The 23,921-nt window shown below is 70.9% G+C and carries 20 protein-coding genes; 4 read left to right on the plus strand and 16 right to left on the minus strand.

What is annotated here, in order from left to right; translation table 11 throughout:
- Positions 1 to 16 precede the first annotated feature (16 nt).
- Both LQ326_RS16050 and LQ326_RS16055 read left to right on the plus strand, forming a co-directional pair.
- Positions 17 to 1,678 (plus strand): ATP-binding protein, encoded by a 1,662-nt coding sequence (locus LQ326_RS16050; RefSeq protein WP_234537125.1) that lies wholly within the window; start codon positions 17 to 19, stop codon positions 1,676 to 1,678.
- Entirely contained in the window at positions 1,675 to 2,355 is a 681-nt protein-coding gene (locus LQ326_RS16055) for a response regulator (RefSeq protein WP_234537128.1), read from the plus strand. The genes LQ326_RS16050 and LQ326_RS16055 overlap by 4 nt, the downstream gene beginning before the upstream one ends.
- Positions 2,356 to 2,361: 6 nt before the next feature.
- On the opposite strand, the gene LQ326_RS16060 is transcribed toward LQ326_RS16055, so the two are convergent.
- The 3 genes from LQ326_RS16060 to LQ326_RS16070 form a co-directional block, all read right to left on the minus strand.
- Entirely contained in the window at positions 2,362 to 3,405 is a 1,044-nt protein-coding gene (locus LQ326_RS16060) for an ABC transporter substrate-binding protein (RefSeq protein WP_234537130.1), read from the minus strand.
- 74 nt (positions 3,406 to 3,479) lie between these two features.
- The gene (locus tag LQ326_RS16065) at positions 3,480 to 4,346 is read right to left on the minus strand and encodes an ABC transporter permease (RefSeq protein ID WP_234537132.1); all 867 of its coding nucleotides are present in this window, start codon (positions 4,344 to 4,346) and stop codon (positions 3,480 to 3,482) included.
- Positions 4,336 to 5,151, minus strand: a complete 816-nt coding sequence (locus LQ326_RS16070; protein WP_234537133.1) for an ABC transporter ATP-binding protein — start codon at positions 5,149 to 5,151, stop codon at positions 4,336 to 4,338. Before LQ326_RS16070 ends, LQ326_RS16065 begins: the two co-directional genes overlap by 11 nt.
- A gap of 158 nt (positions 5,152 to 5,309) precedes the next feature.
- Here LQ326_RS16070 and LQ326_RS16075 point away from each other — a divergent pair, with 158 nt between their 5' ends.
- Entirely contained in the window at positions 5,310 to 6,002 is a 693-nt protein-coding gene (locus tag LQ326_RS16075; protein ID WP_234537136.1) for a response regulator, read from the plus strand.
- Between the two features lie 15 nt (positions 6,003 to 6,017).
- Here LQ326_RS16075 and LQ326_RS16080 read toward each other — a convergent pair whose 3' ends face one another.
- The 6 genes from LQ326_RS16080 to LQ326_RS16105 all read right to left on the minus strand — a co-directional run bounded on the left by LQ326_RS16080 (position 6,018) and on the right by LQ326_RS16105 (position 13,437).
- Positions 6,018 to 7,604, minus strand: a complete 1,587-nt coding sequence (locus LQ326_RS16080) for a monocarboxylic acid transporter (protein WP_234537138.1) — start codon at positions 7,602 to 7,604, stop codon at positions 6,018 to 6,020.
- Entirely contained in the window at positions 7,601 to 8,158 is a 558-nt protein-coding gene (locus tag LQ326_RS16085) for a DUF485 domain-containing protein (RefSeq protein WP_234537140.1), read from the minus strand. Before LQ326_RS16085 ends, LQ326_RS16080 begins: the two co-directional genes overlap by 4 nt.
- A gap of 69 nt (positions 8,159 to 8,227) precedes the next feature.
- A complete protein-coding gene (locus LQ326_RS16090) occupies positions 8,228 to 8,905 on the minus strand; it encodes a response regulator transcription factor (protein ID WP_234537142.1) in 678 nt (225 codons plus the stop codon).
- Positions 8,902 to 10,053: a sensor histidine kinase gene (locus LQ326_RS16095; RefSeq protein WP_234537144.1), complete on the minus strand. Its 1,152-nt coding sequence runs from the start codon at positions 10,051 to 10,053 to the stop codon at positions 8,902 to 8,904. Before LQ326_RS16095 ends, LQ326_RS16090 begins: the two co-directional genes overlap by 4 nt.
- Positions 10,050 to 10,583, minus strand: a complete 534-nt coding sequence (locus tag LQ326_RS16100; protein WP_234537146.1) for a DUF1453 domain-containing protein — start codon at positions 10,581 to 10,583, stop codon at positions 10,050 to 10,052. Before LQ326_RS16100 ends, LQ326_RS16095 begins: the two co-directional genes overlap by 4 nt.
- 730 nt (positions 10,584 to 11,313) lie before the next feature.
- A complete protein-coding gene (locus LQ326_RS16105) occupies positions 11,314 to 13,437 on the minus strand; it encodes a DNA gyrase/topoisomerase IV subunit B (protein WP_234537148.1) in 2,124 nt (707 codons plus the stop codon).
- Between the two features lie 440 nt (positions 13,438 to 13,877).
- Between LQ326_RS16105 and LQ326_RS16110 the strand changes: the two genes are divergently transcribed.
- Complete coding sequence (locus LQ326_RS16110) at positions 13,878 to 14,108, plus strand: DUF7455 domain-containing protein (RefSeq protein WP_234537151.1); 231 nt, start codon at positions 13,878 to 13,880, stop codon at positions 14,106 to 14,108.
- Positions 14,109 to 14,205: 97 nt separating this feature from the next.
- On the opposite strand, the gene LQ326_RS16115 is transcribed toward LQ326_RS16110, so the two are convergent.
- The 7 genes from LQ326_RS16115 to LQ326_RS16145 all read right to left on the minus strand — a co-directional run bounded on the left by LQ326_RS16115 (position 14,206) and on the right by LQ326_RS16145 (position 23,904).
- Positions 14,206 to 15,072: a serine protease gene (locus tag LQ326_RS16115; RefSeq protein ID WP_234537153.1), complete on the minus strand. Its 867-nt coding sequence runs from the start codon at positions 15,070 to 15,072 to the stop codon at positions 14,206 to 14,208.
- Between the two features lie 120 nt (positions 15,073 to 15,192).
- Positions 15,193 to 16,749, minus strand: coding sequence for an RNA polymerase sigma factor (locus LQ326_RS16120; RefSeq protein WP_308401930.1), 1,557 nt, complete (start codon positions 16,747 to 16,749; stop codon positions 15,193 to 15,195).
- A gap of 481 nt (positions 16,750 to 17,230) precedes the next feature.
- Entirely contained in the window at positions 17,231 to 18,118 is an 888-nt protein-coding gene (locus LQ326_RS16125) for a FadR/GntR family transcriptional regulator (RefSeq protein ID WP_234537156.1), read from the minus strand.
- Positions 18,119 to 18,280: 162 nt separating this feature from the next.
- Positions 18,281 to 21,094: an ABC transporter ATP-binding protein gene (locus LQ326_RS16130; RefSeq protein ID WP_234537158.1), complete on the minus strand. Its 2,814-nt coding sequence runs from the start codon at positions 21,092 to 21,094 to the stop codon at positions 18,281 to 18,283.
- An 80-nt stretch (positions 21,095 to 21,174) separates the two neighbouring features.
- A complete protein-coding gene (locus LQ326_RS16135) occupies positions 21,175 to 21,933 on the minus strand; it encodes an NUDIX hydrolase (RefSeq protein WP_234537160.1) in 759 nt (252 codons plus the stop codon).
- Positions 21,934 to 22,108: 175 nt separating this feature from the next.
- Positions 22,109 to 22,324 (minus strand): hypothetical protein, encoded by a 216-nt coding sequence (locus LQ326_RS16140; protein WP_372496864.1) that lies wholly within the window; start codon positions 22,322 to 22,324, stop codon positions 22,109 to 22,111.
- On the minus strand, positions 22,321 to 23,904 hold the full coding sequence (locus LQ326_RS16145; RefSeq protein ID WP_234537162.1) for a DUF4192 domain-containing protein: 1,584 nt from the start codon (positions 23,902 to 23,904) through the stop codon (positions 22,321 to 22,323). The genes LQ326_RS16140 and LQ326_RS16145 overlap by 4 nt, the downstream gene beginning before the upstream one ends.
- Positions 23,905 to 23,921: the final 17 nt, after the last annotated feature.

Consider the following 23,921-nt stretch of genomic DNA (forward strand, 5'->3'; position numbering starts at 1 on the left):
ACGTACCGTCGCGGGTATGAGCCCCACGCCCCCTGTGCGCCGTCTACGCCCCCGGCTGCCCCGGAAGGTGTTCTCGCAGGTCCTGTTGATGCAGCTGGCGATCGCCGCGGGGGTCGCGGTGCTCGCGACCGGGCTCTTCCTCGCGCCCCTGAGCAAGCAGTTGGACCAGGAGGCGATGCGCAGGGCGCTGGCGATCGCCGAGACCACCGCCCAGAACCCGCAGATCGCCGAGGGCCTGCTGACGACCCCGCCCAGCGCGACCGGGCCGGTGCAGAAGGAGGCCGAGAGGATCCGCAAGGCCACCCACGCCGAGTACATCGTGGTGATGGACCGGCATAAGGTGCGCTGGTCGCACACCACCCTCTCGGAGATCGGCAAGCACGTCTCGACCGACCCCAGCGAGGCGCTGGCCGGCAAGGAGGTCATGCAGATCGACAACGGCACCCTGGGCCGCTCCGCACGCGGCAAGGTGCCGCTGTACGACTCGAAGCACCGGATCATCGGGGCGGTCTCGGTCGGCATCGCCTACGACAGCGTGCGGGCGCGGCTGCTCAGCACGATCCCCGGGCTGTTCGCCTACGCCGGCGGTGCCCTCGCGGCCGGCGCGCTCGCGGCCTGGCTGGTCTCCCGAAGGGTCCAGCGCCAGACCCGCGACCTGGCGTTCTCCGACATCTCGGCGCTGCTCGCGGAGCGCGAGGCGATGCTGCACGGCATCCGGGAGGGCGTCGTCGCCCTCGACCGCGGCGGCCGCATCCGGCTGCTCAACGACGAGGCGAGAAGGCTCCTGGGCATCGGTGACGAGTCCGTCGGCCGGTCCCCCGACGAGGCGCTCGGCGCGGGCCGTACCACCGATGTGCTGGCCGGCCGGGTGACCGGCACGGATCTGCTCACCGTGCGCGGCCAGCGGGTTCTGGTCGCCAACCGCATGCCCACGGACGACGGCGGCGCCGTCGCCACCCTGCGCGACCGCACCGAACTGGAACAGCTCGGCCGCGAACTCGACTCCACGCGCGGCCTGATCGACGCACTGCGCGCCCAGGACCACGAACACGCCAACCGCATGCACACCCTGCTCGGCCTGCTGGAACTGGAGATGTACGACGACGCGGTCGAGTTCGTCGGCGAGGTGGTCGGCGACCACCGGGTCACCGCCGAGCAGGTCACGGAGAAGATCCAGGACCCGCTGCTGGCCGCCCTGCTGGTCGGCAAGGCGACCGTCGCGGCCGAGCGCGGCGTCGCCCTGTGGGTGTCCGACCGCACCTGGCTCCCGGACCGGCTGATCGACCCCAGGGGCCTGGTCACGGTCGTGGGCAACCTGGTGGACAACGCGCTGGACGCGGTCGCCGGTACGCCGCACGCACGCGTGGAGGTCGAGTTGTGCGCGCGGGGCCGGACGATCGTCCTCAGGGTGCGGGACACCGGGCCCGGGATCCCGGCGGCACAGCGGGAACTGGTCTTCACGGAGGGCTGGTCCACCAAGAAACCGCCCGCACACGGCAAGCGCGGCATCGGACTGCCTCTGGTGCGCCGGCTCGCCGAACGGCAGGGCGGCAGCGCGACCGTGGACGAACCGGAAGGCGGAGGCGCCCAGTTCACGGTCGTCCTCCCCGAGGCACTGACCGAACCGGAGCTGGAGCCGGCCCGGGTGCTCGCACCGGCCGAGGAGGAGGCCCGATGATCGAGGTCCTGGTCGTCGACGACGACACCCGGGTCGCCCGGGTCAACGCCGCCTACGTCGAGAAGGTGCCCGGCTTCCATGTGGCCGGCGAGGCCCACAACGCGGCGCAGGCGCTGCACCGGCTGGAGACCCTGCCCCGCCTCGACCTCGTCCTGATGGACCACTACCTGCCCGACGACACGGGCCTCGCGGTGCTCCAGGAGATGCGCCGGCGCGGCCACCAGACCGACGTGATCATGGTGACGGCGGCCCGGGACGTGTCGACCGTGCAGGCGGCGATGCGGCAGGGTGCTCTGCAGTACCTGGTCAAGCCGTTCGCGTTCGCGGGGCTGCGCGCCAAGCTGGAGGCGTACGCGCGGCTGCGGCGCACCCTGGACGGCGGCGGCGAGGCGGAACAGGCCGAGGTGGACCGCATCTTCGGCGCGCTGTCCGTGCCGTCCGGGCCGGGGCTGCCGAAAGGGCACTCCCCCACCACCGCCGAGCTGGTGCGCCAGTCCCTGATGAGCGCCGACGGCCCGCTGTCGGCCCAGGAGATCGCCGAGCGGACGGGGGTGAGCCGCCAGACCGCCCAGCGGTATCTGAAGCTCCTGGAGCGCACGGGACGGGCCCGGCTGACCCTCAGATACGGCGACGCGGGCCGCCCCGAACACCGTTACGTGTGGGCGACCCGCGGCTGAGTCCTGCTACTTGGCGGCCTCGACGAACTCGGTGGTGTACGTCTTGCTGAGGTCGACATCGGCGTTCTGGATGTTCGTGTTGAACGCCTTGAGCACCTTCTCCACGGTCTCCGGACCGTTCTCGGGCATGACTCCGTCCTTGGTGAACATCGGCAGGGTGCTCTTGATGGACTGTGTGTAGAGAGCCTTGTCGCCCTGGGCGTAGTCGGCGGGCATCTTCGCCGCGATCTCGGCGGCGCTGTGCGTGGACATCCACTTGAGCGTCTTGACGAACGCGTTGACCATCTTCTGAACGGTGTCCTTGTGACCGTTGACCCAGTCCGTCTGCATGTACAGGCTCGACGACGGGTACGGCCCGCCGAGCGCCTCCTGGGACCCTTCCGGCGTCCGCATGTCCACCAGGACCTTGCCCGCCTTCTTGTCCAGGATCGTCGCGACGGTCGGGTCGGTGGTCATGCCGCCGTCGATGGAGCCCTGCTGAAGCGCCGCGATGAAGGTCGCGCCCGCGCCGACGGCGACCGGAGAGAAGTCGCTGACCTTCACGCCGTTCTTGACGGCGAGGTACTTGGTGAGGAAGTCGGTCGACGACCCGAGGCTGGTGATGCCCAGCTTCTTGCCCTTGAAGTCCTTGGGCGAGGTGATGTCACCGGCCGCCTTGGTGGAGACGACCTCCACCTCGCCGGGAGCGCGCGAGAACTGCACGACGGACTCCACCGCCTTGCCCTTGGTCTGGAGGTCCAGCGTGTGGTCGTAGAAGCCGACCGTTCCCTGGACCTGTCCGGCGACGAGCGCCGTCTCGGCCTGCACACCGGCCGGCTCGGTCAGCAGTTCCACGTTCAGGCCCTCGGCGTCGAAGTAGCCGAGCCGCTGGGTGAGCATCGCGGGCAGGTAGATGACCTTGTCCAGGCCACCGACCATGATCTTGACCTTCGTGCCCTTTCCAGAGCCGGTGGCGGCCGTGCCGGCCGCGTCGTTGGCGCAGGCGGTGAGGGAGGAGAGGGCGAGCAGGCCGGCGACGGCCAGGGCGCTGTATCTGGCGGACTTGCGCATGACGGTTCACGTCCTTGTGAGAGGCGGTGCGGGGTGGAGAAGAGCGGGAGAGAAGGGGAGAGGAGGGGGCGGGCTCAGCTGTCGGAACCGGACGGCTTCCACCGGAAGATGCGGCGCTCGGCGAAGGTGAGAAGTCCTTCGGCGGCGAGCGCGACGACGGCGAGGATGGTCATCGCGGCGTACACACCGGCCGCGTTGAAGGTGCCCTGCGACTGCGCGACGAGCAGGCCGATGCCCTTGGTGGCGCCGATGTACTCGCCGACGATGGCGCCGATGAGAGCGAAGCCGAAGCTGACGTGGAGGCTGGTGAAGATCCACGAGGTGGCCGACGGGATGACGACCTGGAGGGTCACCCTGCGGTCGCTCGCGCCGAGGATCCGCGCGTTGGCGACCAGGTTGCGGTCGACCTCACGGGCGCCCTGGAAGGCGTTGAAGAACACCGGGAAGAACACCAGCACGACGGCCGAGGCGACCTTGGAGGACGCGCCGAGCCCGAACCAGATCACGAAGATCGGGGCGAGCACGATCCTGGGGATCGAGTTGAGCACCTTGATGTACGGACCAAGGACATCGGCGAGGAAGGCGATCCGTCCCAGCGCGATACCGAAGACCACACCGGCGATGACACCGATGACCCAGCCGAGCAGCGCCTCGTAGAGCGTGTACCAGATCTGCTCGCCCAGCGGGCCGAGCGCGGTGCCGTGGGTCACCCAGGTCCAGATCTGGTCCCAGATCTTCGACGGCATCGAGAAGTTGAACGGGTCGATGACCTTGGCGCGGGACAGGACCTCCCACAGGCCGAGGACGGCCACCAGGAGCAGGACGCGCACGGCGAACACGATCGTCTTGCGTCTGCGGGCGGCCTGGGCCCGCGACCGGGCGCGGTCCGGCGCCGTCTTGGCCGTCTCGACGACCGGTGTGCTGAGGGTGTCAGGCGACATGAGCGGCGCCCCTCTCCCGGGTGATGCGGACCTCTTCGCCGAGGGACTCCCAGATCTCGCGGTAGATCTCGATGAACCGCGGCTCCAGACGTACCGACTCCACCTTGCGGGGGCGGGGCAGGTCGATCTCGAAAACCTGCTTCACGGTCGCGGGCCCGGCGGTCATGACGACGACCTTGTCGGCCAGCGCGATGGACTCCTCCAGGTCGTGGGTGACGAAGACGACCGAGGCGCCCGTGCCTTCCCACAGCTCAAGGAGTTCGTCCGACATCAGGGCCCGGGTCTGCACGTCGAGCGCGGAGAACGGCTCGTCCATGAGCAGGATCTCGGGGTCGTTGACGAAGGTCGCCGCGAGCGCCACACGCTTGCGCTGGCCGCCGGAGAGCTGGTGCGGGTAACGGTCCTCGAACGCGGCGAGCCCGACCTTGGCCAGCCAGGCCCGGGCCTTCTCCTTGGCCTCCGCCTTGGGCACCCCGCGGAAACGGGGGCCGGCCATCACGTTGGAGAGCACGGTCCGCCAGGGGAAGGTGGCGTCCTGCTGGAAGACGAAACCGACCTTGTCGCCGACGCCCGCGACCGGCTCACCGGCCACCAGCACCTCGCCCTCACTGGGCTCCTCCAACCCGCTGACCAGGGTCAGCGTGGTGGACTTGCCGCACCCCGTCGGCCCTACGACGGCCACGAACTCGCCGCGCCCCACGGCGAGGTCCAGGTCGCGGACGGCCGTGTGCAGACCCCCCGACGGGGTCTTGAAGATCTTGCTCGCGCCCCGTAGCTCGATGGCGGGGCTGGTGTCTGTGCTCATGGGCCGGGACGGTAGGTGTGGCCCGCACCACGGCAGCAGTCTTATGGGCGCAAGCCGTTCTTTTGCTCGCAAGCACCTGTTGTGCTCATTTTGCTCGCGCTACAACTGCGGAGCCGAAACACGGGCTTAACGCTCGCCGGCCTTGAAGGAGAGGCCTGATGATTGACGTCCTGGTGGTCGACGACGACTTCCGCGTCGCTGAGATAAACGCCAAGTACGTGGGGAAGGTTCCCGGCTTCCGGGTGGCCGCCCGCGCGCACAGCGCTGCCCAGGCCCTGGCCGCCGTGGGCCGCGGCAGCGTCGACCTGGTCCTGCTTGACCACTACCTGCCGGACCAGACCGGCCTCGAACTCATCCATCAGATGCGGGAACAGGGCCACGGCACCGACGTCATCATGATCACGGCGGCCAGTGATGTGACGACCGTCCAGCGGGCGATGCGTCTGGGCGCCCTGCACTACCTGGTCAAGCCGTTCACCTTCGCCGCCCTGCGCGCCCGCCTGGACTCCTACGCGGCCCTGCGCCGTACCGTCGACCGGGTCGGCGGCCGGGGTCTGACGGGCCAGGACCAGGTCGACCGGATCTTCGGCGCCCTGCGCACCTCACCGGCCCCGTCCGCGCCCGGCCTGCCCAGCGGCCACTCCGAGCCCACGACCGACCTCATCTGCGGTGTGCTGCACCGCGCCGACCATCCGCTCTCCGCCCACGAGGTCGCCGCCGAGACCGGCCTCAGCCGCTCCACCGCCCAGCGCTACCTCCGCCACCTGGAACAGGCCGGCCGCCTCCGCCTCTCCCTGAAGTACGGCGACACGGGCCGCCCGGAACACCGCTACGCCTGGGTGGCCCCGTAGCTCCTCCGGGATGCTCTACACGGCCCCCGCCCCGGTCAGCGACCGCACCTCGGTCTCCGCGTGCCTGGCCTCGTCCGGGACCTCGTCCGAGGTGACCGTGCCGAGCCAGCCGGCCAGGAAACCGAGCGGGATGGAGACGATCCCCGGGTTCTGCAACGGGAAGTACTGGAAGTCCACTCCCGGGAACAGCGCGCCCGGGCTCCCGGACACCACCGGGGACAGCACGACCAGCCCCAGCGCGGGCACGAGCCCGCCGTATACGGCCCACACCGCGCCGCGGGTCGTGAAGTCCCGCCAGAACAGGGAGTAGAGCAGCACCGGCAGGTTCGCCGAGGCCGCCACCGCGAAGGCGAGCCCCACCAGGAAGGCGACGTTCATGTCACGGGCCAGCAGTCCGAGGGCGATCGCCAAGGCACCGATACCGACCGCCGCCACGCGCGCCACAGCGACCTCGCTGCGCTGCCTGGCATGCGGCCTGCGCAGCGTGGCGTACAGGTCATGGGCGACGGACGCCGAGGAGGCGAGGGTGATCCCGGCGACCACGGCGAGGATCGTCGCGAAGGCGACTGCGGCGACCACCGCGAACAGAACCGTTCCGACTGTGGAGCCCGCGCCGCCGCCCAGGTCGAGCGCCAGCAGCGGAACCGCTGTGTTCCCGTTCGACGCCCGCACCGCGTCCGGCCCGACCAGGGCCGCCGCCCCGAAGCCGAGCACGATCGTCATCAGGTAGAAGCTCCCGATCAGCCCGATCGACCAGACCGTCGAACGCCGCGCCGCCCGCGCGGTCGGCACCGTGTAGAAGCGGGACAGGATGTGCGGCAGGCCCGCCGTGCCCAGCACCAGTGCCAGCCCCAGGCTGACGAAGTCCAGCCGCGCGCTCCAGCTCCCGCCGTACCTGAGCCCCGGCACCAGGAACGCCTTCCCGTGCCCACTGCGGTCGGCGGCCGTCAGCAGCAGCCGGTCGATGTCGCCGTGGAAACGCACCAGCACCAGCACGGTCAGCGCCACCGTCCCGCTCAGCAGCAGGACCGCCTTCACGATCTGGATCCATGTCGTGGCCCGCATCCCTCCCAACGACACATAGATCACCATCAGCGCGCCGACCCCGATGACCGTCCACGCCTGCGCCGCCTCGCCGGTCCGCCCGAGCAGCAGCGCGACCAGGCTGCCCGCCCCCACCATTTGCGCCACCAAATAGAAAACGGACACGGTGACCGAGGACGTTCCCACCGCGATCCGCACCGGCCGCTCGCTCATCCGCGCCGCGATCACGTCGGCCAGCGTGAACCGCCCGCAGTTGCGCACCAGCTCGGCCACCAGGAACAGCACGACCAGCCACGCCACCAGGAAGCCGACCACATACAGCAGCCCGTCGTAGCCGAAGAGCGCGATGAGCCCGGTCACCCCGAGGAAGGAGGCCGCCGACATGTAGTCGCCCGCGATGGCAAAACCATTCTCCATCGGCGAGAAGAGCCGACCGCCGGCGTAGAACTCCTCCGGCGAACCGTGCCGCCTCCGGCTCACCCACGTCGTGATCCCCAGCGTCACGGCGACGAACGCGCTGAACAGCAGTAGTGCCAGCGTCTCATGACGGCCCGTCATGCCGCACCGCCCCGGGCGCCCCGGGTCAGCTCCTGGGTGTCCCAGCGCAGCTCCAGCGCGGCACGGTCCCTGCGCAGCCGCGCGTGCCGGGCGTAGGCCCAGGTGAGCAGGAACGTGGTGAGGAACTGCCCGAGCCCCGCGACCATCGCCACGTTCACCGCTCCGGCGACGGGCCGCGCCATCAGGCCCGGCGCCGTCGTGGCGGTCACCACATATCCCACGTACCAGGTGAGGAAGACGGCTACCCCCGGCACCACGAATCTCCGGTACCGGCGGCGCACCTCCTGGAAGGCCGCGCTGCGCTGTACCTCCAGATACACGTCACGGGTGCGAACAGCCGCCCCCTCCCACTCGGTTCGCGCGCCCGGTACGGCGGGAGCCGGCCCCCCGGTGCCGTCCGGTTCACCCCAGCCCGAGGCCAGCGCGTCGTACCAGGGGTCCTCGTACCTGACTTCTCCGGAGGCCGCGCCGTACTCGCCCTGGTCCTCGTACCGCCCGGCCGAACTCTCGGTGCCGTCCCCGCCATCGCGATGACGTCCGTTGCTTGACTGCATGCCCAAGGATGGACAGATCGGGAACATCCCCGACTCTTCTTCCCCTGGCTCTTCACCCCATCAGGTGACTCAATCCGCTGGTAGCCGCACCAGTCCCTTCCCGTACGCGTAACGCACCGCCTGGGCCCGGTCCTTGAGTCCCGTCTTGGCGAACAGGTTGTTGATGTGCGTCTTCACGGTCGCGGTGGAGACGTGCAGTCTCCGGGCGATTTCCTGGTTGCTGAACCCCTCGGCGATCAGCACCAGGACCTCGGTCTCGCGCGCGGTGAGCCCGTCCGGCGCCTCCGGGGCCGCGGGCGCCGGTTCGGGCTGCGACAGCCGCTCCAGCAGCCTCCGCTGGATGCTCGGCGACAGGCCCGCGTCTCCCGAGAGCACGCTCTCCACGGCTCTCACGATCTCGTCGCCGCCGGCGTCCTTGGTCAGATAGCCACGGGCACCGGCCCGCAGCGCCGGGAACAGCGACTCGTCGTCCGCGAACGTGGTCAGCACCACGACCTGGGTCCCGGGGTACTCCGACCGGATCCGCCGGGTCGCCTCCACCCCGTCGCAGCGCGGCATTCTCAGGTCCATCAGCACCACGTCCGGGGCCAGTTCGGCGACCAGCCGGACCGCCTCCTCCCCGTCCCCGGCCGCTCCGACGACCTCCACGCCGGGCAGCAGCCCGAGGAGCATCACAATGCCCTCCCTGACCACTGTCTGGTCGTCGGCGACCACGACCCGCGCGGGCTTCTTCTCCCCCTCTGTCATACGGGCACCCTCAACCTCACCTCGAACCCCTCGTCATCCCGCCCTGCCTGCAGCGACCCGCCGAGCAGCTCGGCCCGCTCCCGCATACCCAGCAGACCGTACCCGTTGCCGGCGCCGGTGAGTTCGCCAGGACGACCGCCCGAGTCCCTCACCTTCAGCATCACTTCGTGATCGCTGTAGTCAAGCCGTACCTGGACCTTGGCGCCGTGGGCGTGTTTGCGGACGTTCGTCAACGCCTCCTGGGCGACGCGTCGTACGGTCTGCGACGCCTCGGCGGACAGGGCGCGGCGTGCACCTGTGACTGTGACCTCGGCGCCGTCGGTCGAACCGACGAGTGCGGTCAGGAAGTCCTCCAGCGGGGTGAGCTCGCCGCGCAGGGCGGACAGGGCCTGGCGGGTCTCGGCGAGCCCGTCGCGGGCCATTCCGCGGGCGGCCACCACCCGTTCGAGGATCTGCTCCCGGTCGGCTCCACGCTCGATCAGCAGCCGCGCGGCCTCCAGGTGCACCATCTGGGCGGAGAGACTGTGGGCCAGCACGTCATGGATCTCCCTGGCGATCCTGGCCCGCTCGGCCAGCGCCGCCGACTCGGCCTCGGCCGCTCTCGCGGCGCGCTCCTGGGCGAGCAGCCGCTGTGCGTGGCCCCGGGCCTCGGAGTCGAGCCTCATGACATAACCGGCGAGAGCCAGGCCGACGACCGTGGCCGCGGTGGTCAGCCATACGTCGTTGTTGAACGCGGAGTACGAGGCCAGGGCCACCGAAGCGACGGGCAGGGCGATCGCGACCGGCAGCCGCTCCAGGGCGGTGATTCCGCAACCGCACCAGATCACGAGGGCCGGTCCCCGGAAGCCGGTGGTCTCCGCCACGACCGCCAGGGCCAGAAGGACAGCGATGAGCAGCAGGGAGGCGAAGAGCCGGTGGGCGTAGGTGGTCCGGAAGAACCCCCAGGACACCAGGGCGGTCACGACGACCCCCGCCACCGCCCCGACCACGCCCCAGCCGTGGACGTGCGACTGGTTGAAGGCGCTCCACAGCAGCAGGGTGAGGACAAGCAGTCTCACGCCCCAGGCAAGGGAGCGCCGGGCTCGGGAGATCCCCGCCCGGCTCAGCGCTTCTCGCGAGGGCCAGCGTGTCCAGGCGTTCTCCGTCACACGCCTTCCTTCCTGGTGACCCGGGCCATGCCGTCACCGTACGCCCGGGTGGGGCCGACCGCGGGCGCGGCGGAGGGCAGCGACTGTGCACGCCAGACGAGGATGCCGGCGCGGACCAGCAGGGTGAGCGCCAGTCCTAGCATGAGGGCCGCGCTGTCCTGATGGACGCCGATGACGGCTCCGACGGCGTAGAGACCGACACGGACGGCTATGCCGGCGAACCAGACGAGCCCGCTCGCCTTGGTGCTCCGGGTCCACACGACGCCGTCGGCTTCCGTCCACACCCGGGTGGTCCAGGCCCACGCAGCGCCCATCACGAGTCCCACCAGCATCTCGGCGGCGAGCAGGAGGGCGGACGCGGTGCGGTGGTGGGCGTCGAGTATGCCGGGCTCGCGCAGCGCGACGACCGCGAGGATCACGGGCGCCAGCCACCAGCGCCGGCCTGTGTTGATCGGGCGGGCGCGGAACTGCCGGACGATCACCACGACGACGACGGCCACGATCAGCAACGCGTTGACGAGCCCGGGCATCAGAGCCTCCGTGAGCGGGAAGGGGCGGTGCCGGGAGCGGGAGCTGCCGACGCCTTCGACGCTACGGAAACGCGCAGGTCAGCAGATCGGAGCGGGGGTGGATCACGGGTGGATTCCAGCAAGCGGGATCTCTCCACCCCGGGGTGGAGACCCACCCGCGGGACGGCGCGGACCACCGCCGGGCGACGAGCCGACAGGGCGCGGACGAGTCGGCAGCGGGCGAACCGAAGGCGGGCATGGCATCTCGCAGAACAGGCGCTCGGCATCCCGTCTGGGCAGCCGCCGGACACCGACCGGCCGAAGTCGACGGGCAGCACCTCTCGAAACGACCGGTCGGTCCCCTGTGACCGCCGGCAGGCATCTCGCGACACACAACCGCCCCCGAGCCCGGCCGGCATCTCACGGAACGGCCAGTCGGCACCCCTGCGACCACCGCCAGGCACCTCGCAGCCGACCACGAACCCGGCCGGCATCTAGCAGAACAGCCAGTCGGCACCCCGCAGGAAGACCAGGGGGTATCCCGCGGAAACGATCGATCGGCGGCTGACCGGACGGCCGACGGGGCCGTGCGCCCGGCGGACCGGCAGGTGGGACCGGGCTGACAGCGCGCACCCTCCGCCGCCCGGCCTTGCACCCGGCCCTGTCCTGTCCACCAGCCGCCAGCCGCCAGCCCAGCCCGGCCTGGCCTGGCGGCCACCTCCTCGGCCGAGGCCGAGGCCGAGCACTGCGGCTACGCGTCGATCCGTGACCGGTCCAGCGTCGCCGCCGAGCTGGAGATGAACTCCTTGCGGGGGGCCACGTCATTGCCCATCAGAAGATCGAACACCTGTTCTGCCGCGTCGAGGTCGGAGAGGTTGATGCGGCGCAGGGTGCGGTGGCGCGGGTCCATCGTCGTCTCCGCCAGCTGGTCGGCGTCCATCTCGCCGAGACCCTTGTAGCGCTGGATGGAGTCCTTGTACCGGATGCCCTTGCTCTGGAACTCCATCAGCTTGTCGCGCAGCTCGCGGTCCGAGTACGTGTACACGTACTTGTCCTGGCCCTTCTTGGGCTGGACGATCTCGATCCGGTGCAGCGGCGGGACCGCGGCGAAGACCCGGCCGGCCTCGACCATGGGCCGCATGTACCGCTGGAACAGCGTCAGCAACAGGCAGCGGATGTGGGATCCGTCGACGTCGGCGTCGGTCATCATGATGATCTTGCCGTAGCGGGCGGCGTCGATGTCGAAGGTGCGGCCGGAGCCCGCCCCTATGACCTGGATGATCGCCCCGCACTCGGCGTTCTTCAGCATGTCCGTCACCGAGGACCGCTGGACGTTGAGGATCTTGCCGCGGATCGGCAGCAGCGCCTGGAACTCGGAGTTCCGGGCGAGTTTCGCGGTACCGAGCGCGGAGTCGCCCTCGACGATGAACAGCTCGCTGCGCTCGACGTCGTCGCTGCGGCAGTCGGCGAGCTTGGCGGGCAGGGACGAGGACTCCAGGGCCGTCTTGCGGCGCTGCGCGTCCTTGTGCTGACGGGCCGCGATGCGGGTCCGCGCGGCGGCGACCACCTTCTCCAGGACCACGCGGGCCTGGGCGGCGGCGTCGCGCTTGGTGGAGGTGAGGAAGGCCTTCAGTTCCTTGGAGACCACGTTGTTCACGATCCGGCGCGCCGCCGAGGTACCGAGGACCTCCTTGGTCTGGCCCTCGAACTGCGGCTCGGCGAGCCGGACGGTGACGACCGCGGTGAGGCCCTCCAGGGCGTCGTCCTTGACGATGTCGTCCTCGGCGACGCGCAGCAGCTTCTTGGTGCGCAGCGCCTCGTTGAGAGTCTCGCGGATGGCCTGCTCGAAGCCGGCCACATGGGTGCCGCCCTTGGGCGTGGCGATGATGTTGACGAAGGACCTGATGTTCTGGTCGTAACCGGTGCCCCAGCGCAGCGCCACGTCGACGCCGAGTTCGCGGGTGACCTCGGTGGGGGTCATCTGGCCGTGTTCGTCGAGGACCGGGACGGTCTCCTTGAAGGTGCCCTGCCCGGAGAAGCGGAGGACGTCGCAGACCGGCTTGTCGGTGGCCAGGTACTCGCAGAACTCGCTGATGCCGCCGTCGAAGCGGAACGACTCCTCGCCCTTGCTGCCGCCCTCGCCGAGGCCGTACTCGTCACGGACGACGATGGTCAGGCCGGGCACCAGGAACGCGGTCTGGCGGGCACGCTGATGGAGCGTGTCCAGGGAGAGCTTGGCGTCCTTGAGGAAGATCTGCCGGTCGGCCCAGTAGCGCACGCGCGTGCCGCTGCGGGTCTTGGGCACCCTCTTCGTCTTGCGCAGCCCGCTCGCGGCCTCGAACTTGCCGTCCGGGCCGGCACCGGTGAAGGCCCCCGGCACGCCACGGCGGAAGCTGATGGCGTGCACATGGCCCCCACGGTCGACCTCGACGTCGAGACGCGCGGAGAGGGCGTTGACCACGGAGGCACCGACGCCGTGCAGACCGCCGGAGGCCGCGTACGAGCCACCGCCGAACTTGCCGCCGGCGTGCAGCTTGGTCATGACGACCTCGACGCCCGACAGGCCGGTCTTGGGCTCGATGTCCACGGGGATGCCGCGGCCGTTGTCCCGGACCTCGACGGAGCCGTCGTCGTGAAGGACGACGTCGATGTGATCGCAGTAGCCGCCGAGGGCCTCGTCCACCGCGTTGTCGATGATCTCCCACAGGCAGTGCATCAGGCCCCGGCTGTCGGTCGAGCCGATGTACATGCCAGGGCGCTTGCGCACGGCTTCGAGCCCCTCAAGGACGAGCAGGTGCCGCGCGGTGTAGTTGGAGCCGTCCCGGTCTGCTCCTGCCAGCAGCGCAGTGGACGGCACGGACGTATCGGCGGTCACGCGGTTCGCTCCTCGCTGAATTTCAATGAGGCCCCTTTTGGGTAAGGGCCGGCTTCGGTCGCCGCTCAGAGGGTACCGAGGCCTGGTAGAGCCGTTGTAACGCCACCCTCGTCATGAACTCACACTAGTCCAACGTCGTATGCGTGTTCGATCCCTCGATGGAGTGAAGTACATATCACGTTCCCTTCGAGGCATGAACCATTTAGGCTCCGGGCACGTCCTCACAAACAACCGGCAACCCCGCCGGGAGGATGAGACCGATGAACCGCGCGAACCCGTAAGCACCTAAGAAGACGCAATACGGCACATTCGCCGCCAACCGGCAGCAGACGGCCACCTCGAAAGATTTTTTTCGAGGAGAAGCCCCGAGCGGGAACGTTTTCGGGCTGGTTGGATGTTGACCCTGGTACGACAGCTCGTCGAGCTAGAGAAGAGGCGACGTGACTACTGTTCTGACCCCCGCGAGCCACCTGACGGCCGCCGATCGCTGCGACCGCTGCGGCGCCCAGGCTTACCTGCGCGTCGTGCTGCTCAGCGGCGGAGAACTGCTCTTCTGCGCCCATCACGGTCGCAAGTTCGAGCCGGAACTCAAGAAGATCGCCGCTGAGATACAGGACGAGACGGAGCGGCTGACCCCCGCTTCGGCCACCGCTTCCGAAGATGAGCGCTGACCTCTCGCATCCACGACGAGCCAACTCCGGCACAGGCCGGTGAAGGGCGGCCACTCCCCTGTGGGAGCGGCCGCCCTCGTCATGTCCGCCGAGGCCCTCAGGAGGGCTTGTGAGGCCCGCGTGAGCCGCTGAGGGCACCGCCGGGGCCGAGCGCCCGTACGGCCTCCGAGACGCGCGTGTAGACGCCAGGGCTCCCCGGCCGGCCACAGCCGCTCCCCCACGACACGAGTCCGATCAGCTTCCCGTCGGCGACCAGCGGCCCTCCGCTGTCGCCCTGGCAGGCGTCCGGGCCACCGCTGGTCTCGCCCGCGCACACCATCGAGTCCGCCCGGTAGGCACCGTCGGCGCCGCCCGGATAGGCCCGCTCGCAGGTCTCGTCGGGCAGCACATGGAGCCGTGCCGCGTGCAGCCGGCGCGAGTAGTCGCCGCCGCCCGTGATGTCCCCCCACCCCGAGACCAGGGCGCTGGTGCCGGGCGCATAGGCGGTGTCCCCCTCGGGAGCCATCGTGATGACCGCGTCGCCGGGCAGGGGCTCGGCAAGGGTGAGGACGGCGAAGTCACCGGTGTTGGCGTCGGGGTCGTAGGCCGGATTGACCCGGGCGGCGGTCACCGGGATCTCCTGGCCCCGCCCCGCGAGCAGATCCGTACGGCCAGCGATGACCTTGAGGTCGCGGACCGGGTCGGACTGTGACCCGATGACCTCGTCGGCCAGGCAGTGGGCGGCGGTCAGCACCGCGGTCCGGGCGATCGCCACTCCGCCGCAGAACTGACCGGCCCGGGTACCCCCGAACCGGTCACGGCTGGACAGTGCGACCGTCCACGGGGCCTGGGAGACGTCGACGGGGAAGCCGCCGACCACGACGCTGTCGGCGACGGCGGGAGGCGTGGTGGCCAGCGGTATGGCGGTGGCCACGGCCGTCAGGATCAGCGGCCGGATCAGGGCCGGGGCAACAGAACGGCACATGCACGCTCCTCACTCTGGGTGGGACTGGGACACCCAGAGTCGTCCAGCGCATAGCCGCCCGCAGCACGAAGGCCCGGCCTCCGCGAGGGGGCCGGGCCTTCGACGCCGTAAGAGGGCGACCTAGTCGAGGTAGTCGCGCAGCACCTGGGAACGCGACGGGTGGCGCAGCTTGGACATGGTCTTGGACTCGATCTGGCGGATGCGCTCACGCGTGACGCCGTAGACCTTGCCGATCTCGTCGAGGGTCTTCGGCTGACCGTCGGTGAGACCGAACCGCATGGAGACGACGCCGGCCTCGCGCTCGGACAGAGTGTCCAGCACCGAGTGCAGCTGCTCCTGGAGGAGCGTGAAGCTGACGGCGTCGGCAGGAACGACGGCCTCGGAGTCCTCGATGAGGTCACCGAACTCGCTGTCGCCGTCCTCGCCCAGCGGGGTGTGCAGGGAGATGGGCTCACGGCCGTACTTCTGGACCTCGATGACCTTCTCCGGGGTCATGTCGAGTTCCTTGGCCAGCTCCTCCGGGGTGGGCTCGCGGCCCAGGTCCTGGAGCATCTGGCGCTGCACGCGCGCGAGCTTGTTGATGACCTCGACCATGTGCACCGGGATACGGATGGTGCGGGCCTGGTCGGCCATGGCGCGGGTGATCGCCTGACGGATCCACCAGGTGGCGTACGTGGAGAACTTGTAGCCCTTGGTGTAGTCGAACTTCTCGACCGCGCGGATCAGACCGAGGTTGCCCTCCTGGATGAGGTCCAGGAAGAGCATGCCGCGGCCGGTGTAGCGCTTGGCGAGGGAGACCACCAGGCGGAGGTTGGCCTCCAGAAGGTGGTTCTTGGCGCGGCGGCCGTCCTCGGCGATGATCTCCAGCTCGCGCTTGAGCTTGGGGGCCAGCTTGTCGGCGTTGGCCAGCTTGTCCTCGGCGAACAGACCGGCCTCGATGCGCTTGGCGAGCTCGACCTCCTGCTCGGCGTTGAGCAGGGGGACCTTGCCGATCTGCTTGAGGTAGTCCTTGACCGGGTCGGCGGTGGCACCGGCCGCGGCGACCTGCTGCGCCGGCGCGTCGTCCTCGTCCTCGTCGGACAGGACGAAGCCTGCGCTCTCGGCGCCCTCGGGCTCCTCTGCGCCTGCCTTCGCCTCCTCGATGACCTCGTCCTCGAGGATCTCGGCGTCGTCCTTCTTGGCGGCGGTCTTCTTGGCCACCGTCTTCTTGGCGGCGGCGGTCGCGGTCTTCTTCGCGGCCACCTTCTTGGCGGTGGGGGCGGCCTTCTTGGCGGCGGCCTTCTTCATCGGCGCCGCCTCCTCGGCCGGATCGTCGGCGACGGCGGCGGGCGCCACGGCCGGGGCCGCCGTGGCGGTGGCCTTCCTGGTGGTCACCGTCTTCGCCGCGACCGTCTTGGTGGCGGTGCGCTTGGCCGGACTCTTCGCTGCGACGCTCTTACGGGTGCGCTTGGGCTCCGCGGCACTGACCATCAGCGTCACACCCTCTTCCTCAAGGATCTGGTTGAGGCTGCGCAGTACGTTCTTCCACTGAGTGGCCGGAATCTGGTCAGCTTCGAAGGCCCGACGCACATCGTCGCCGGCGATCTGCCCCTCAGCCTTTCCCCGCTCAATAAGAGCCATGACAGAGACGGACTCGGCGATCTCCGGCGGGAGCGTACGGGATGTGCTGGCCGACACGAACAACCTCTCGGAACGTTGGAAAACGGCTTCCGGCCCCGTCCTGGACGGACTGGAGCCGACCGCCGGCTTGGGGATGGGCCGACGGCGCGGGCGCGGGCCGGGGAGATGGACAGCGCCATGAATGGCGTCCGTATTCCCTCCGCGGCTGTCACCTCTTAAGTCATCGCGTTGTTCGCAAGAGCGTTACGCCCAATCTACGTGGCCCGAGTCACATCCCGTAAGCATTCAAAAACGACCAAACAAGGACAAAAGTTGTCGTTGATGATCTCTCCGGGCCGTTCGGACCGTTGCCGGGCCTGCCATACGGCCGGCCACCGCACACCATGTCGGCCCCGCCGGGCCCCCCGCCGCACCGCCGGACCCTGCCGGAGCCCTGAGGGATCCGGCAGGGTCCGGCGGCGACCGGCGGAAGCGGGTTCCCGGACCGACGGCACCCCGAGACCGCGGCGCTGACCGAGCGCACCGCTCTCGACGCCGGTCAGTGCTCGCGCGGGGCGGGCACCACGCGCTCCACCTCGGGATGGATGCTCAGCAACTGACGCATCGCCGACTCCGCCGCGGTCCCGTCACCGGTGCCGAGGGCGTCGACGATCCGCGCGTGCTGGGCCAGGGACGCCTCGTTCGGCCGGTCACAGCCGGTGACCGGGCCGCCGGAGACCTGGAGGGCCGCCGACACGATGCCGGAGAGGTGCTCCAGCATGCGGTTGCCGGCGATCTGGATGAGCAGCGAGTGGAATTCGGCGTCGGCGCGCGAGAAGGTCAGCGCGTCGCCCTGCGCCATGGCGTGACTCATGATCTCGACCATGTCGCACAGGCGCTGCTGGACATCCTCCCGCCCGTGCCCGGCGGCGAGGCGGGCGGCGAGCGGCTCGATCGTCCAGCGCAGCTCGCTCAGCTCACGGCGCTGGTCATCGCGCTGGGGCCCGAAGGCCCGCCACTCGATGATGTCCGGGTCGAGGAGGTTCCAGTCGCTGACGGGACGCACGCGCGTGCCGACGTTCGGGCGGGCACTGACCAGGCCCTTGGCCTCCAGGACCCGGAGGGACTCGCGGACGACGGTGCGGGAGACCTCGAAGCGCTGGCCGATCTCCTCGGGGACCAGGGGGCGGTCCGCGCCCAGGTCGCCGGAGACGATCATCTGACCCAGCTGCTGGACGAGTTGACCGTGCAGTCCGCGGCCGCGGCTGCCCGCGGCGCGCCGGCCCACACGGCCCAGCTCCGGATCCGCGCCCTCCCAGGACGGCGTACCGACACGGTCGGTGCCGGGGACCTCCGCATAGGGGTAGCGGTCGAGTTCGCCCGGGCCGACCAGACCAGAGTCTGAGGAGCGGGCGGCGGTCATCATGGTGTGCGCAAGGGTACTCACGGATCCTTTGTCGGCGCTGCCTCCAACTCCCTTGAGGTCTTTGGTGAAAAGCACACGAAAGGGTGATCGCTCACAGCGTCGCAATTGACGCCTTATCGCAAAGAAATGGCCTTTCTGTGGGGAGTTGTGCGCGCGGCGGGATCACAAGAGTCCGGTCCCCGGTCATCGGACCCTGGCTCGCAGGGTGCTGAACAGATACGCGCAGAGCAGCGCCGCCAGCGACAACGCCAGTGCGCCACCCACGGGTTGGGCCAGCACCCGGGCCGCTCCGGCCAGATAGCGCTCTCCCCCGAAGGGCCACTTCAGCAGGAACGTCTCCCGCAACCGCATCGGCAGTCCGGCGGCCATCCGTACCCCCGTGCCCTGCACCGCCTCGTGTACGACGGGCACGACGAGCACGGGTACGGCGAGCACCGCGGCGAGACCGGCCGTGGTGGACCGGAAGACACCTGCCGCCAGTACGCCGGCCCAGGCACAGCCGACGATCAGTCCGAACCAACTCACGGTCAGCAGGAACCAGTCGGTGGGAACCTGCACGAGCTCCCGACCGTAGACGAGGTAGAGCACTTCGGCGTCGCAGCCCACGGTGAGGAACGAGAGCAGTACCGAGGTGGCCCCGGAGACCAGCAGTTTCGCGGTGAGCAGCCCCAGTCGGCGGGGCACGGTGCCGCGATCGGCCGCCAGCGCGGGGTGGCGGAACTCGTCTCCGAAGGCCAGCGCGCCGAGCAGTCCCGCGCCGAATGCCGCCGGGGGCAGCGGCAGCTCCCGCGGCCAGGCCGCGAAGAGCCGGGCCTGGGGGGTGTGCCCGGCCCGGGCCAGCAGCACGGCGGTGAGGGCGGACACGAGCAGTACGGCACCGCAGGTGAGGAAGCCGGCGCCGATCCCGGCAGCCCTGCGGAGTTCGTAGCGCAGCGGGCGAAGGGGGCTGGGGGCAGGGCGGACGGAGATGGGAGGCGGAAGCGGGGACAGTACGCCCGGATCATCGGCGGCCCCGTCCCGGCGCGCGGGACCGACCGGGGCCGGGGCGGCGGGCTCGTCGCCCGCCGCCGGGCCCCTGGAGGGCTGCGACTCCGGCTGCGGACGGCCCCCGGCCAGCCGGACGGTGGGGGTTTCGGCGGGTCCGGAGTGAGCGGGCGCACGGCTTGTGCGACCCTCGGCGGATACAAGTCCGGAATGAGTGACCGGACGGCTTCTGCGGCCCTCAGCGGATACAGGCTCAGAGTCAGCGGGCAGACGGCTTGTGCGGCCCTCGGCGGGTACGTCGCGGTTCGGCGGCCCGCCGACGGCGGCTTCGGCGGACCCACTCTGCGTCGGCGGCTGTGCGGACCGAGCCTCGTGGGACAGCCCGCGGGCAACGGGCTGGGTGGTGGCCCCTTCGGTGGGTACGGCGTGGGTCGGCGACTGGTCTGTCGTGGCTTCGACGGACATCACGGCCCCGGCGGACGCCGTGCGGGTCAGCGGCTGGGCGGAAGTGGCGGCCGGTGGCTGTGCCGGGACGGCGGGTGCTGTCCTGGTGGCCCCGCCATGACCGGCGGGCTCGGCGGAGCCGAGGGAGACCGACGGCTGGGCGCGCCCGGGGGTCGTCGAAGGCTTGGCACTCGCCGGGGCGGACAGCTGGTCGCTGGGACGCGCAGGAGCGGAGAACTCCGTGTCCGGGGTCGCGGGCAGGGACATGAGGGCCGAGTCGTCGGCGAGCCCAGCGGCGGTGGCCGAGGGCTGCGGTTCAGCCGCGCCGCGGGGTTCATCGGCGGCCGTCGATCGGCTTCGACTCGGCTCCTGGCCTGCGGCGTGCGGCTGCTGTGCGAGGCTCGGGGCGGCCCGCTCCGCCCTCGGCTGTGGGGCGACCGCGGGTGTGTCCGCCTGCGTGCGCCGGTCCGCGCGCGGCGCGTCCTGCCGGCCGGCGGCGGACGCCTCTCCGGCGGCTCGCTGCGGACACGCCGCCCGGGCACTCTCCACCGCGGTCCGCTCACCCCGGCTCGCACCAGGAGTCAGCTCGCGCGTCGACCGGCCCTCGTCCGCGGCGGCCGGTTCCCGAGAGTTCGGCTCCTGCAGCACCTCCTCCGGCACCTCACCCGTCGACGGCTCCGGCAGGACGGCGCCCGGGCCCATGTCGCCTGTCTCGTCCGCGAGTTGGTGGACCAGGATGCCGTGGCGGAAGGCGGCCTCGCCGACCTCGGCGGTCGTACTGCCGTACACACAGAGGCGGTTGCCTCCTTCCCGGACGACCTCCACCGAGCGGTGGGCAATGCGTGCCTCCTTGCTGAGCACGGCGGCGAGCCGGTCGGCATGGGGGCTGCGGACGGCCACGCGCGGGCGGAGCCGGGTGCGGGCGAACTCCCTGGCCTCCTGGTCCGCCACGAGTCTGCCGGACTTCAGGGTGACGACCCGGTCGGCGGCGCGGGCGGCCTCCTTCGGGTCGGCGGTGGTGAACAGGACCGTGCCGCCCTGTGCCGCGTGTGCCCGGAGCATGCGGTGCAGCCACTGGGCCTCGCGGGTGGGCAGGCCGTCCGTGGGCTCGTCCAGGACGAGGGTGTGCGGGGCGGGGAGGAGGGCGCAGGCCAGACCGAGCCGGCGGTCCATGCCGTGTGACAGCGTGCCCAGCCGCTCCTCGCGCAGGCTGACGAGCCCGACGGCTTCGAGCACTTCGTCGGCGCGCCGGGCAGGCACCCCGGTCGCCGCGCACAGCATGCGCAGATGACCGCGGACGGAACGCGATGGATGACCGGGGACGTCACCGAGGAGTACGCCGACCTCACGGGCCGGGTGGGCGATGCGGTGCAGAGGGCGGCCCCTGAAGTAGGTCAGCCCACGCCCCTGTTGGAGTTCGAGCATCAGTCTGAGCACCGTGGTCTTGCCCGCGCCCGCCTCGCCCAGGAGTGCGGTGACGCGGCCCGCGCGCGCTTCGAAGGTCACGTCGTCGACGGCGGGCGGGTGCGCCTTGCGGGGAATGCTGGTCAGTCCGAAGGCCTGGATCACCTTAGGGAAGATAGCGCGAAATGACCGTTTTTCCGGGTATGAAAGGTTTTAACCTTTGCCGAGTTCGCACGGCCGGACGGTCACACCTCGGGCCGCAGCATCGGCGGGTTGAGCAAGGTGGCCCCGCCGGCCCGGAAGAGCTGAGCCGGGCGGCCGCCCTGGCGGGTCGTCGTACCGCCGGTGGGGACGAGAAAGCCGGGGGTACCGGTCACCTTGCGATGGAAGTTGCGCGGGTCGAGCGCCACTCCCCACACCGCCTCGTAGACCCGGCGCAGCTCACCGACCGTGAACTCGGGCGGGCAGAACGCGGTGGCCAGGGACGAGTATTCGATCTTGGAGCGGGCCCGCTCCACACCGTCGGACAGAATCTGGGCGTGGTCGAAGGCGAGCGGCGCGACGGACTCGCCGTCCCGGCCGTAGCCGCCCTGCGTGAGCAGCTCCTCCACCGGCGCCCACCGTGCGTTGCTGGCGTCACCGCCCGCGCGGGGTGCGGGCAGGTCGGGGGCCAGGGCGAGGTGGGCGACGCTGACCACGCGCATCCGGGGGTCACGCTTGGGGTCACCGTAGGTCGCCAGCTGCTCCAGGTGGGCTCCGCCTTCCTGGGCAGGGGCGTCGGGTTCGTGGGCCCGCAGCCCGGTCTCCTCCGCGAGTTCCCGTGCCGCCGCCTGCGAAAGATCCTCGTCTGCCCTCACGAAGCCGCCCGGCAGCGCCCACCGTCCCTGGAACGGCGACTCGCCTCTGCGTACGGCCAACGCGCACAGGGCATGGCGACGCACGGTCAGCACGACCAGGTCCACGGTGACGGCGAACGGCGGAAAGGCTGACGGGTCGTAGGGCATGCGGTGATCATAGTCGTCTGCCTGACGATAAACACTCCCTTCGGTGGTCACTCCGAGGGCTGATCCACTTCGCTCCGGCATACGCCCCGGTTCGTTCCGGCACGTGCTCTCCACTCGGCCGTCCTTTCGCCACGGCCGTGACGTCGTACCGGCTCGCCGCCCTCCTTCTGGCAGCTCACACCCCGGGCCGCAGGCCGGTCGCGGCCTCCTCGACCATGGCCATGCCGAGGCGGCTGACCCGCATCGAGAAGGGCGTACCGGCGACCCGCAGCCCGGCGGGCCGAGTTCGCCCAGGGGCGCGCCGCGGGGCGGGCGGAGGGCGAGGGTCCGTGCTGGGGCGCTCGCCGGCCGGGGTCCGGCCGCCCGCCGACCACGACTGTCCGCCGTTCATTCGCCCCCCTCGCCGAGGCCGTCCCCGGAGCGCCTGCCCTCCTGTGCGGTTCGGCTGTCCCCGGTCCCGCTCCGCTCCGCTCGCTGCGCCGCACGCGTGCGTGTGCGGCCCGCGCCCGGCCCGGACGAACCAGGGCGGCTGCGCTCCGAGCGCGCTGGTCGCGGCCTTTCGCAATCCGCCTTCGGCCGCCGGTCGTCGGCGGCGTCCGTGATGCGCGGACGGCGGCGACGGCGGCTACCGGAGGCGGTGGCCGGCATACCGTCGGCCTCGGCCTCGGCACCGGTCTCCGCACCGGCACCGGGGGCGAGGTCAAGGTCGGGGTCGGGGTCGAGGTCGGCGGGGTGGAGCAGGCCGGCGTCACCGACCGCTGCCGTGCCGTCCGCCCGCGCGAGGCCCGTACTGCCCGCGCGTTCCGGGCGCAGGCAGCGGCGGATCGACTCCGGGTCAAGGCCCTCGTTGCAGGCCTGGTGGAGCAGACGGGCGAAGAGGTAGTCGGGGTCCGCGCCCAGGGCCATCGCCAGGGCCTCCCGTGCCTCCAGGTCGTCACCGGTGGACCAGGCGACCCAACCCGCCAGAGTGAGGGGAGCGGCGGCGTGTTCGCCGTACGGGCCGACGCAGCGGCGGGCCAGGGCCCGCCACAGGCGCAGGGCCGGTCCCGCCTCGTCGCCTTCCATCCAGGCGGCCGCGCGGTCACGGGTCGTGCGGTCCTGCAGGCCGAGAATCAGTGTCGCCGCCTCGTCGTGGGAGACCAGGGCGTCGTCGCGGAGGTCGGCTCGGTGGGTGCCGGACACAGGGGTGGCAGCGGCGTACCGGTGGATGACGCGTTCGGCGAGGGCGAGGGTCTCCTCGGCCACGCCCGCCCGGAGGGAACCGTCGAGGATGCGAGGCACCAGGGCCATTCCGGCGCTGTCGAGGGCGACCTCCTGCTCCAGCACGGCGCCGGTCTCCCAGGGGAGCAGCCGGGCCCGCAGCTCGCGCAGGCTGCCGCGCACCTGGATACCGGCGTACGTGGCCGCGGCCGCGAGCACGGAGGTGCCGGGGAGGCCCATGGGGGCGCCCTCGGGCGGACAGCATTTCTCAGTGGGACAGCAGTACGACCAGAAGCGGCCGTCGGAGACGCACAGTGCCTCGATCACGGGCACGTCGAGCCGACCGCACTCGGTCCGCAGCAGCTGGGCGAGGGGGGTCAGCCGGCGCATCACGTCCCGGCCCGATTCGCCGGGCGCCGGTTCCTGGCAGACGTAGGCGACCATCTGTTCGGGCCGGGCTCCCCGGCGCTCGCCACCGGTCACCAGGCCCTGTGCGAGCTGGCGTGCGGCCGACTCCCAGTCGTCCTTGTTGACGGGAATGCCGAGCCGGGCCCGTCCGCCGAAGCGGCCGCGGCCGGCGCGGTCGTGCAGGGCCACCAGCACCATGCTGTCCTCGGGGCGGTACCCCAGCAGGTAGGGCAGCGCGTCGGCCAGTTCGGCCGGGGTGCGCAGGGTGACCTGGGTCTCGTGGGCGGATGGCCCGAGGGGGACCGGGCCTCGGGTGATGTCGCCGTTTTCGTGGGGTCCAGGGATTTCGCCGTGATTCGTCATACGACAGACGATCTCGC

The sequence above is a fragment of the Streptomyces shenzhenensis genome (assembly GCF_021462265.1).
Taxonomy (GTDB): domain Bacteria; phylum Actinomycetota; class Actinomycetes; order Streptomycetales; family Streptomycetaceae; genus Streptomyces; species Streptomyces shenzhenensis.